Here is an 11,391-nt window from a genome sequence, read left to right on the forward strand (position 1 = left end):
ATCCAGTGCGTACTCCTTTTGTATGAACATCTAACGTTCCATTACACGACATCATCCATCGATTGCGAAAATTGACTGTTGTACAGGTCTGCATAGAAGCCACCCTGATTCAATAACTCTTCATGGCTACCTTTCTCAATGACACTGCCTTGATTCATGACTAGAATTAGATCAGCGTCACGAATCGTAGATAATCGGTGTGCAATCACGAAGCTTGTTCTGCCTTTCATCAGCTCATTCATGGCTTTCTGAATGTGGATTTCTGTACGCGTATCTACGCTACTCGTCGCTTCATCTAGAATAAGAATTGACGGGTTGGCAAGAATGGCCCTCGCTATCGTTAGAAGTTGCTTCTGACCCTGAGAGATATTCGATGCTTCTTCATTCAGAATCGTGTTATACCCATCTGGAAGGGTACGAATGAAGTGATCGGCATGGGCTGCTTTGGAAGCCTTAACGATCTCCTCTTCCTTAGCTCCTTCGCGACCATACGCGATATTGTCACGAATGGTACCATTAAAGAGCCAAGTATCCTGAAGTACCATACCGAACTTACTGCGAAGATCGCCACGCTTCATATCCGCAATATTCACACCATCGATCTTAATTGCCCCACCATTCAATTCATAGAAGCGCATCAACAGATTGATGAGTGTCGTCTTACCCGCTCCTGTCGGTCCTACAATAGCAATAGTCTGACCTGGTGATACGTCAATATTCATATCTTCGATCAGAATGGCATCTTCTTTGTATCCAAACTTCACATGTTCGAATTGTACCGTACCCTGTGGGTATTGGATCGTCTTCGCATTCTGAAGTTCTGGCACTTCTTCTTCCTCATCTAAGAGTTCAAATACACGTTCAGCAGATGCTATTGTCGATTGAATAACGTTAGCTATGTTGGCCGTTTGGGCAATAGGTTGTGAGAACTGTCTCGTGTATTGAATAAAAGCTTGAACATCCCCGATGGTAATCTTCCCGTTTGTGACAAAGATCCCACCGACTACACACACCAATACATATCCTATATTACTAACGAAACTCATTAACGGCATAATCAATCCAGAAAGGAACTGGGCTTTCCAACCGGAGTGGTATAACTTCTCATTGATTTCGTCGAAATCCTTCATCGATTGCTCTTCGCGTCCAAACGCCTTCACAATCTTATGTCCTGTATACATTTCCTCGACATGTCCATTCAGATCACCAAGAGACTTCTGCTGTCCCTTGAAATACTTCTGTGATCGAGTAGCCACACCTTTAACCACAAGCACACTTAATGGCAAGGTGATAATCGTGATAAGTGTCAACCATGGACTAATCGTCAGCATCATGACAATGACCCCAATAATGGTAACCACCGAAGTAATAAGCTGGGTTAAACTTTGTTGCAATGTTGTGCTGATATTATCGACATCATTCGTAGCACGACTCAGAATTTCACCATGTGTCTTGGAATCGAAATACTTGAGCGGTAAGCGAGTTAACTTGCTATTAATCTGCGTCCGCATATCAAGCACAACTTTCTGAGCGACTCCTGCCATTAGATATTGCTGCATATAACTGAATAAGGCACTAATGATATAAAGTATACCTACAAACATTAGTATGTCCGTTATCGCACCGAAATCAATGTTTATATGTGGCACACCATCAACCATTTGAAACCCTTTGAATAGAATCGTTGTGGCTTCGCCTAGTTTCTTCGGGCTATATATACTGAAGACCGTACTCAATGTTGCCATTAACAATATGAATAGCAATGTGATCTTTCGGGGCTTTAAATATTGAACTAATCTTTTTAAAGATCCTTTGAAATTCTTGGCCTTCTCTCCTGGCATAACCATTCCTGGGCCACCTGGTCCGTGTCCTCTTCTAGGTCCTGGGCTAGGTCTATTCTGTTGTCTACTCTCACTCATGCGCTCTCCTCCTCTGACAACTGTGAGGATACAATCTCACGATACACATCACAGGTAGCCATCAACTCATGGTGTTTACCTATCCCAACGATACCGCCTTTATCCAACACGATAATTCGATCCGCATCCATCACCGTACTTACTCTCTGGGCTACTAAGAGCACAGTGGCATCCATAGTTACCTCTTTCAATGCTGCACGCAGCTTAGCATCTGTCTTAAAGTCGAGGGCTGAGAAGCTATCATCAAAAACGTAGACCTCAGGTTGCCGAACTAATGCTCGCGCGATAGAAAGTCTTTGTTTCTGTCCACCGGAGACATTACCGCCGCCTTGTGCAATATCGGATTCAAATCCGTCCTTCATATTGGTTATAAATTCAGTAGCCTGCGCTATTTCAGCCGCACGCTGTATTTCTTCATCACTAGCATCTTCCTTACCGTAACGAATATTATCCGCAATGGTACCCGTGAAGAGCACTGATTTCTGTGGAACGAAGCCAATCTTAGCTCGTAGTTGCTCCTGTGATAGCTCTCGAACATCTACACCATCGATCAACACTTTCCCACTTCCAACATCATAGAAACGCGGAATGAGACTCAATAAGGTCGATTTACCTGATCCCGTACCCCCTATAATGGCAGTCGTCTCGCCTGGACCGGCTTCGAAGGATATATGTGAGATTGCTGGCTGCTCTGCGCCAGGATAATGGAAGGTCACATCCTCAAATGAGAGGTAACCACGCTCACGGTTGGTTTGCTTAGGTTGGACTGGATCGTTAATTTCTGGCGCCATATCCAATACCTCATTAATACGAGTCGCCGAAGCTGAAGCTCTCGGAACGACTACAAACATAACTGAAACCATAATGAGTGAGAACATAATTTGCGCTGCATATTGAATAAATGCCATTAATGAGCCCACTTCCATATTACCTTCACTAATACGATTGCTACCGAACCAGACAATGGCAAGTGTGGAGAAGTTCATCACTAGCATCATGATTGGCATCATTGCAGCCATAATCTTATTCACTTTAATCGCTGTGTCCGTTAAATCTACATTGGCATCGTTAAAGCGCTTCGTCTCATAGTTCGTACGATTAAACGAGCGAATCACTCGCATTCCCGTAAGATTCTCACGTAAGACACGGTTCAATGTATCTAATTTCACCTGCATAGCTTTAAATAGTGGTAGCCCCTTTAGCGCTATAATGGCGATGGCTCCAACAAGTACAGGAATAACGACAACAATAACAAGCGATAATTTAGCATCTTGATTGACGGCCATAATAATACCACCAATACACATCAATGGCGCACTAATCATCATGCGAAGAAGCATAATGAGCACCTGTTGAACTTGGTTGATATCATTGGTTGTTCTTGTGATCAAAGAAGCTGTTCCAATCTTATCGAACTCCTGTAGGGAGAAGTTCTGTACATGATTGAACATCTTACTACGTAATCGTTGTCCGAATCCCACAGATATACGGGACGAGAAATAGCTTGCTCCAATGGAGCAAATGGCTCCAATGGCTGCAATCAGAAGCATGACACCACCAATTTTCCAGATATACGGTATATCACCGCCTCTGATCCCTTTATCAACAATATCAGCCATCAATGTAGGCAAATACAAATCAGATAAAGATTGTATAAAGACCAATGACAGCACGAATACGATCGGAAGTCGAAAAGGTCTTAAATTTCTAAATAATTTCATCATATGTTATTCATTCCTACTTTCTGTCTGACGTACATCCACCTGCTCATAGTAGTGATGAGCTTTAATGAGTAAGTCTACCAGTTGATTACTTTCATCTTCGCCTAAGAACTGTATTAATCCATTAAAAGAAGCTTCTGTTACCACCATCGCTTCTTGAATGACCTCTTTCCCTTCAGGGCTTAGCTTAATTAGAACCGCTCTTCGATCATTCTGATCCATCATTCGTTGGATGAACCCTTTTAACTCTAGTTCTTTAAGTAACTGCGTTACTGTCGGAGACGTAACATCTAGAATTTCACTAATTTCAGAAACCCTTAAACCATCTGGCTTCAGCTTTCCCCTCTTCTGTAAACAAAACATAAGCATCATTTCACTAGGTTTGACACCTTTAATTGCACGATGATTGAACCCGGCTTTGTTGAATTTCTTAATGGCTACGAACAATTTCTCAGCAGTTACATTTTCCATTACAATACGCTTTTCACCTCTTGGTTATTTCAAATATATTTAGTTAGGTTACCAATTAATTAGTATACCTATGTATTATAAATATCATTAAACTTATATGTCAAATGTTGCATACGGTTTCAAATAAGAACAAAGTATGTACCTACTTCGTACGACTATTCTCCATCAGTATTTTTTGTGTGAACTGAATCCACTCCTGTGTAGCGAACGACTGATAGCGTTCCTTACGCCATATCATACCCAGTTGCCACGGAATGGCTGGATGAATGAGCGGTACAACGTTAATCCGTGTCTGGTCAACTTCATGGCTGATGGTCTCGGGTAGCAGGGCTATCCCTAAATTAGCCGCAACCATACCACTGATTAAATCCCACTGCGAGCTTTCATAGACGACATGGGGTTGGAAACCTAACCGCACACACTCCGTAATAATACGATCATGTAATGCGAAATCTTCGCGAAACAGTACGAATAACTCATTCTCAAGTTCTGACAAAGAAACGCTGTCTCTCCCCGCGAACGCATGGGTAGGATGGACAAGCAACATTAAATTCTCTTGTACAAAAGAAAAGGAATGAAATAATTCATCATCTGTAGGTAACACGGTCACACCGATATCTAGAAGTCCACTCTCTACATCGAGTTCGACTTTCTTAGCACCATCTTCAAAGATCCGAATGCTTATATCAGGATACTTCTGATGAAACAATCCAATGACTTCAGGGAAGAAGCTAGAGCCAATCATGGGTGGTAAACCTATACGAATATGACCCTTTTTAAGATTCTGAAGATCATGTAATTCGGAGGAAAGATTCTGAAATGAATTCACAATGTGTTGGCCTTGTTCGAACATGATTTTACCTGCATCGGTTAATTCAATCTTTTTACTGGATCGGTCAAATAATATGATTCCCAATTCCTCTTCAATATTCTTGATCGTCTTACTTATCGTCGGTTGGGTTATATATAGTGATTCGGCTGCTTTGGTAAAGCTTCTGTAACGAGCCACTTCCATGAAGTATTGCAGATGACGTATATCCATTATTAATCGCTTCTCCTCTTTAGGTGTATCATAGATAAATTGAATGGTAATCATTCTTTATATTCATTTTACCTATGAAAGAAAGTGATGTAAAATTTTCATATAGAATGAAAGGGGATGAAAACATGATGAATTTGATAAAGGGAATCCTTCAAGTAGCGGCATTAATGGCATTCTCCATGGTAATGAATCCATTGGCTAGCTGGCTTCATATTCCAGTGCCTGGAAGCATCTTAGGCATTCTAGTCATCTTCATCTTATTGGAAGCCCACATTATCCGTATTGAATGGATTGATATCGGTGCGAAATGGTTACTTGCAGAGTTACTTCTCTTCTTCGTTCCCGCAGCTGTCGGAATCATGAAGTATATTCCTATGCTTCAAAGTGATGGTCTACGTATCGCCATTGTAGTCCTGATCAGTACGTTTATTGTCATGGCAAGCACAGGCCTAATGGCAACCATAATATCAAAGAAAAAGGAGAAACGAGCAGCATGATGATCGGAATGTTATACCTAGCGCTCACTCTTGGCATTTATTATTCAGCTAAAAAAATCTATTCCATATGGCCTAAAGTATATCTTTCCCCATTATTAATTACACCCTTGCTGATTATTATCTTATTGTTATCAGTAGGTGTTCCATATGAATCATACAATAATGGCGGCAAATATCTCAGTGACCTACTACAACCTGCAACCGTAGCATTTGCGGTTCCTTTATATAAGCAGTTCAAGGTATTAAAAAAGCACGCCGTCGAGATTATCGCAAGCGTACTGTTTGGTTCTGCCGTAGCTATGATCTCATCCGTATTTCTTGGGAAATGGATGCATTTGAGTGGTTCACTTGTGGCAAGTCTTATGCCACGATCCATCACAACACCTATTGCTATTAACGTATCTCAAGTCGTCGGTGGTGTTCCCAATATAACAGCGGTATTCGTCATTATTACAGGACTGTTCGGCACAATTATTGGACCTTCCGTATTGCGAATCTTCCGAATCGAGAATGAGGTAGCACGAGGTGTTCTTCTCGGTACCAGCGCCCACGGAATGGGTACTACGAAAGCCTTCGAGTTGAGTGCTCTAAGCGGTACCATTTCCAGTATCTCCATGATACTAGCCGCTCTCTTTACGCTTGGCATGGCACCTTATATGATGAACATTCTATTAATGCATTAATACTCTTCATACTGGTGTCTTGAAAATTTAGTCCTGTAGGATGCCCACTACAATGACGCACCGGATTGCCTTTACGTCATTCATATTGTATCGTTATTGGTTTACCCAGGGTTGCGGATTCTAATGCAGCACAGGTTATCACTTGCGTCTTGAAGGCATCCGCATAATCGGAGCGTATCCGGGAAGGATCGCCGGTACGTATCGCATGTATGAACGCTTCGCTCTCCAGTAAATAAGGGTTTGCAGGATCGGTATATTCTGTACTCACTTGTGGTGTCACAACCTTCAACCGGTTAGGATTCCAATCTAACATGCCTTCGCCTGTATAGAACGTAAGGCCTGTCCGATCTACGCCGCCTGGAAGGACACAGGTGTTAGAAATGTTAGCAATGACCCCGCTCTTTAACCTCATCGATACTGTACCCACATCGGGTACACTTACATAATCATGTTGCTCATGCATCACTCGATTCCCGTACATCGCGTATACTTCTTCCACTTCACCTAAACAGTATCGTAGAATATCGACAATATGTGTCGTTTGTTCAATGAACTGCCCACCAGATCCATTCTGTTGTCTCCACCAAGCAACGCCTGGCATGCTTCCCATCCATTGACCCACAGCCATACCTACTTGCTGCTCACCGAGTAGTTGTTTCATTTGATTTACGGTTTTTTTGTAACGAAAATGATATCCAACAGAAGTGATTAGGGATTTGGCATTAATTTGTCTCAATAATTCGCGAGGCAACTCCGTATCTGTCCCCAACGGTTTTTCCACTAGAAAGGGAATACCTCGATCAATCAAGAGTTTCTCGATTTCTCCATGCGCCATCGGAGGTACACAAATATAGACAGCATCAAGCTTCTCTGCTTCTAGCATGTCTACCACACGACCATACCCAGTGGCGCCGTAGCGCCTTGCCATCTGCTCTCCCTTTTCCAGACTACTCCCACATATGGCTTGAAGAGATACATCATCCATAGTTGCCATATGATCTGCATGGACTTGACTGAACCAACCTGTTCCAATAATCCCGATACGTAATGACTGCATTATGCCACCCCTTCCAATTCCGAATATGAAGATAACAATATTTTTAAACCATAAGATACTTTCTAGTATGCCTACGTCAATGCCTGAATTCAAGTTGCTTACGGATGTCATCTGCCTTCAGGAGCCCTTCTATCCCTTCCACTCTTCAGGTAATAAGCTTTGATATTGGCGTTGCATGAAACGATCATCTACTAGCATTAGAATGCCTGTGTCTTGTTCTGAGCGAATCAATCTGCCTCCCGCTTGCTGCACTTTATTCATACCTGGATATACATAGGAATAGTCGTATCCATTCTTACCGATCTCATTGAAGTAATCCTTGATTAAGTCTCTCTCCAGTCCTATCTGAGGCAGACCCACCCCCACAATAGCAACACCGTTCAATCGATCCCCCTGTAGATCAATCCCTTCCGAGAAAATCCCCCCTAACACAGCAAATCCGATGAATGTCTCTGTGTTGTCCGCTCGAAAAGAAGCTAAGAATGCCTCTCTTTCCTCCTCAGCCATGCCTATCCCCTGTACAATGGTCGTCAGGTCACCGTTATCCGTTATAAATGGCTCATAGATATCATGTAAATATTGATAGGATGGAAAAAAGATCAGATAATTTCCTTTCTTCTCCCGTACCATCTGACTCAATAAGAGCACTAATGCATCCTTCGTCTTCTCACGATCTCGGTATCTCGTGGATAAGGGCTCAATTCGAACATCTAATTGTTCGGGATGGAATGGAGAAGGTACCGTTACACTATAATCATCGTCTCCCGCTCCAAGCATATCTCGATAATAATGAAGAGGAGATAACGTTGCAGAGAAGAATATCGTTGAACGAAATCCTTTAACCGCTTGAGCAAGCAGAGCTGATGGATCCATACAGAACATTTTGATGATGACGCCAGTTCGAATAATTTCAGCATAGGTTACATACCGTTCATCATATAGCTTAGAAATTCGAATCATATTTTGTGCAGCAAAATAGGTATCTAAGAGCAACTGGCGCGACTCCAACTCATCTTGTCCAATTCTTTGAAGTTCCAGTTCTGCTTCTTGAACAAAGATCTCCAACCCTTCTAAAAGCTCATTCGGAGGTTCATTCCACAACTTCCGTTTAGCCTCTCCACATTCCTTTTTCAACCGAATAAAATTTTGATTCACCACACGAGATGCGTCATACAAGCGATCATTCTTCCCCTTATATCCTCTCTGAAGCTCTAGAAATGCCATTTTCCCTATCGAGGCTGAGAACATCTCCCTCCCTCGGTCTACTAAATTATGAGCTTCATCCACTAGCAATACAGTCTTTTTCTTCTGCTCTTCGAACAATCGCTTCAATGATACTCGCGGATCAAAAACATAATTGTAATCACAAATGATAACATCTACGGCATAGGCTACATCTAGTGAGAACTCAAAAGGGCATAATTGATGCTTGCGAGCGTAACGCTCAATCACCGGTCTATCCATTAACGTCTCATTCGACAGAATGTCCATGATCGCCCCGTTAAGACGGTCATAATATCCTTCTGCAAATGGGCAGTCCTCTTTACGACAAGAGACTTTATCTTGGAAACATATTTTGTCCTTTGCCGTCAACGTCACAGTCTGTATATAGAGTCCTCTCGATTGCATTAACCCAAATGCTTGTTCTGCAGCAGTTCGTGTTGTAGTTCTAGCCGTGAGGTAAAAAATTTGCCGAAGTAGCCCTTCTCCGATTGCCTTTACGGATGGAAACAACGCTGACAGTGTCTTCCCAATACCTGTAGGTGCTTTTGCAAATAACTTCTGCCCTTCTCTAATGGTCTGGTATACAGCCCCAGCTAACTTTCTCTGTCCCTCACGATAGGTGTCAAAAGGAAAAGGCAATGATCTAATGCTGTCATCTCTACGAAGGGCATTATCTATCCTTAAAGAAGCATAAGGACTATAGTTACTCAGCACCTCCATTAGCACAGACTCTAACTCAGAAAACGTATAGGTTCGTATGAACCTCTTCTCTTCACCTGTCATCACTTGAATATACGTTAATTGAATCTTCATTTGACCTAATCCTTGTTCTTTCGCTACCATATAGGCATATAGTTGTGCTTGCACCCAGTGAACTTCGTGACCTTCTTCCAAAAGATTTATATCCGAAGAAGTTGATTTGATCTCGTCAACCATTAAACCTTCCTCTAAGAGGAGTAGCCCATCACATCTTCCCTCAATAACAAAAAGGATATCATCGAATAGAATCTCTGCCTTGAGGGATACTTCTTTCAAATCACCATCTTTGTAGGCTTTCTGAATTTGTTGATGAATTCTAGTTCCTTCATGGAGCGCAGTCATCGTGCGGAATCCAGATTCGATATCTCCGCTACGATAGACATACTCAGCCAAAGGTCTAACTGATATTCTCACCTGTTTCTGCTCGTTGCCTGACGCTTCCAATAGGATCACCCGTTCCCATATGTATTTCATTCATCATAACATGAATAGGCCTTTGTGATTAGATGCTCTTATATCAATAATAAATGCTCGAAATGATCAACTTAACGTATTAATGTGTTGAAGTGATACAGAAAAAGTGTATAATTCTTAAAAACAGAGAAAAAGTTTCAATAGAGGAGAGATTTTAAATATGACATTTCTACATGTAAGTGAGCCTGATGAAGTGAACGCTAAACAATATGTAAACCGTGTCTTTGAAACTGTGCAAAAAAGAAATCCCAATGAAAGTGAATTTCATCAAGCAGTAAAAGAAATATTAGATTCTCTTGTTCCCTCGCTAGCTAAACAACCAAAATACATGAATGCCGGTATTCTGGAAAGACTAGTGGAACCTGAAAGACTAATTATGTTCCGAGTACCTTGGGTAGATGATCAAGGACAAGTCAGAGTTAACCGTGGATATCGTGTGCAATTTAACAGTGCCATTGGTCCTTATAAAGGTGGTCTTCGCTTCCATCCTTCCGTTAACTCAAGCATTATTAAATTCCTTGGATTCGAGCAGATTTTCAAAAACTCACTTACCGGATTACCGATTGGTGGAGGAAAAGGCGGATCAGACTTCGATCCTAAAGAAAAGTCAGATAACGAAGTCATGAGATTCACACAAAGCTTCATGACAGAACTTTATAAATATATCGGTCCTGATACCGATGTACCCGCTGGTGACATTGGTGTTGGCGCTAGAGAAATAGGTTACATGTTCGGACAATACAAAAGAATTCAAGGTGGTAATCAGGCTGGAGTTCTTACCGGTAAAGGAATTGGCTATGGCGGTAGCTTAGCACGTCCTGAAGCAACAGGTTATGGTACTGTTTATTTTGTAAATGAAATGCTACAAGCTCAATCACTTCAATTAGAAGGAACTACTGTGGTAGTCTCCGGTTCAGGAAACGTGGCCATCTACGCGATCCAGAAAGCAACTCAATTGGGTGCAAAAGTCGTTGCATGTAGTGACTCTAACGGATATATCTATGATCCTGAGGGAATCCATTACGAAACTGTACAAAGGCTTAAGGAAGTCGAAAGAAAACGAATCAGTGAATATGTGAAGGAACACCCTAATGCTAAGTATTATGAAGGTTGTCAGGGTATCTGGTCTATTCCTTGTGATATTGCACTCCCATGTGCTACACAGAATGAGATTGATGAAGAATCCGCTAAATTGCTCGTTAAGAATGGTGTAAAAGCTGTAGCAGAAGGTGCGAACATGCCATCTACCCTTGCAGCTATTGATGTATTTTTGGAGAATGGTATTCTATTCGGACCTGCTAAGGCCGCAAATGCGGGTGGTGTTGCCGTGTCTGCTCTTGAAATGTCACAGAATAGCATGAGATTATCTTGGACCTTTGAAGAAGTCGATGCCAAACTACATCAGATCATGATCAACATCTATAAGAGCAGTGCTGAAGCAGCTGAAACTTATGGATATCCTGGGAATCTTGTTGTTGGAGCTAATATTGCAGGATTCATCAAAGTGGCTGATGCTATGTTGGCTCAAGGTGTCATCTAAGCGT

9 protein-coding genes are annotated in these 11,391 nt (G+C 41.9%); 3 read left to right on the forward strand and 6 right to left on the reverse strand.

Annotation, left to right across the window (positions count from 1 at the left end):
- Positions 1–41 precede the first annotated feature (41 nt).
- The 4 genes from AC1D69_RS14210 to cidR form a co-directional block, all read right to left on the reverse strand.
- Positions 42–1,919, reverse strand: a complete 1,878-nt coding sequence (locus tag AC1D69_RS14210; RefSeq protein WP_495456815.1) for an ABC transporter ATP-binding protein — start codon at positions 1,917–1,919, stop codon at positions 42–44.
- Positions 1,916–3,643, reverse strand: coding sequence for an ABC transporter ATP-binding protein (locus tag AC1D69_RS14215; RefSeq protein ID WP_495456816.1), 1,728 nt, complete (start codon positions 3,641–3,643; stop codon positions 1,916–1,918). The genes AC1D69_RS14210 and AC1D69_RS14215 overlap by 4 nt, the downstream gene beginning before the upstream one ends.
- Before the next feature lie 3 nt (positions 3,644–3,646).
- Positions 3,647–4,111 (reverse strand): MarR family winged helix-turn-helix transcriptional regulator, encoded by a 465-nt coding sequence (locus tag AC1D69_RS14220; RefSeq protein ID WP_495456817.1) that lies wholly within the window; start codon positions 4,109–4,111, stop codon positions 3,647–3,649.
- Positions 4,112–4,253: 142 nt separating this feature from the next.
- Positions 4,254–5,153 carry a cidABC operon transcriptional activator CidR gene (gene cidR / locus AC1D69_RS14225; RefSeq protein ID WP_495456818.1) on the reverse strand — a complete coding sequence of 300 codons (900 nt, stop codon included), beginning with the start codon at positions 5,151–5,153 and terminating at the stop codon, positions 4,254–4,256.
- Positions 5,154–5,278: 125 nt separating this feature from the next.
- On the opposite strand from cidR, the gene AC1D69_RS14230 reads away from it, so the two are divergent.
- Positions 5,279–5,650, forward strand: coding sequence for a CidA/LrgA family holin-like protein (locus tag AC1D69_RS14230; protein WP_495456819.1), 372 nt, complete (start codon positions 5,279–5,281; stop codon positions 5,648–5,650).
- The gene (locus tag AC1D69_RS14235) at positions 5,650–6,333 is read left to right on the forward strand and encodes a CidB/LrgB family autolysis modulator (protein ID WP_495456899.1); all 684 of its coding nucleotides are present in this window, start codon (positions 5,650–5,652) and stop codon (positions 6,331–6,333) included. The genes AC1D69_RS14230 and AC1D69_RS14235 overlap by 1 nt, the downstream gene beginning before the upstream one ends.
- A 76-nt stretch (positions 6,334–6,409) precedes the next feature.
- Here AC1D69_RS14235 and AC1D69_RS14240 read toward each other — a convergent pair whose 3' ends face one another.
- Positions 6,410–7,390: a Gfo/Idh/MocA family protein gene (locus tag AC1D69_RS14240; protein ID WP_495456820.1), complete on the reverse strand. Its 981-nt coding sequence runs from the start codon at positions 7,388–7,390 to the stop codon at positions 6,410–6,412.
- A gap of 129 nt (positions 7,391–7,519) precedes the next feature.
- Complete coding sequence (locus AC1D69_RS14245; protein ID WP_495456821.1) at positions 7,520–9,847, reverse strand: ATP-dependent DNA helicase; 2,328 nt, start codon at positions 9,845–9,847, stop codon at positions 7,520–7,522.
- Positions 9,848–10,007: 160 nt separating this feature from the next.
- Between AC1D69_RS14245 and gdhA the strand changes: the two genes are divergently transcribed.
- Complete coding sequence (gene gdhA, locus AC1D69_RS14250) at positions 10,008–11,387, forward strand: NADP-specific glutamate dehydrogenase (protein ID WP_495456822.1); 1,380 nt, start codon at positions 10,008–10,010, stop codon at positions 11,385–11,387.
- Positions 11,388–11,391: the final 4 nt, after the last annotated feature.

It is taken from the genome of Paenibacillus sp. Y301, assembly GCF_059445505.1.

What these genes read in the sequence shown, in the direction of transcription:
- cidR (WP_495456818.1), bottom strand. Translation starts at nt 5,153, where the DNA reads ATGGATATACGTCATCTGCAATACTTCATGGAAGTGGCTCGTTACAGA.
- AC1D69_RS14215 (WP_495456816.1), bottom strand. Translation starts at nt 3,643, where the DNA reads ATGATGAAATTATTTAGAAATTTAAGACCTTTTCGACTTCCGATCGTA.
- gdhA (WP_495456822.1), top strand. Translation starts at nt 10,008, where the DNA reads ATGACATTTCTACATGTAAGTGAGCCTGATGAAGTGAACGCTAAACAA.
- AC1D69_RS14235 (WP_495456899.1), top strand. Translation starts at nt 5,650, where the DNA reads ATGATCGGAATGTTATACCTAGCGCTCACTCTTGGCATTTATTATTCA.
- AC1D69_RS14230 (WP_495456819.1), top strand. Translation starts at nt 5,279, where the DNA reads ATGATGAATTTGATAAAGGGAATCCTTCAAGTAGCGGCATTAATGGCA.
- AC1D69_RS14240 (WP_495456820.1), bottom strand. Translation starts at nt 7,390, where the DNA reads ATGCAGTCATTACGTATCGGGATTATTGGAACAGGTTGGTTCAGTCAA.
- AC1D69_RS14210 (WP_495456815.1), bottom strand. Translation starts at nt 1,919, where the DNA reads ATGAGTGAGAGTAGACAACAGAATAGACCTAGCCCAGGACCTAGAAGA.
- AC1D69_RS14245 (WP_495456821.1), bottom strand. Translation starts at nt 9,847, where the DNA reads ATGAAATACATATGGGAACGGGTGATCCTATTGGAAGCGTCAGGCAAC.
- AC1D69_RS14220 (WP_495456817.1), bottom strand. Translation starts at nt 4,111, where the DNA reads ATGGAAAATGTAACTGCTGAGAAATTGTTCGTAGCCATTAAGAAATTC.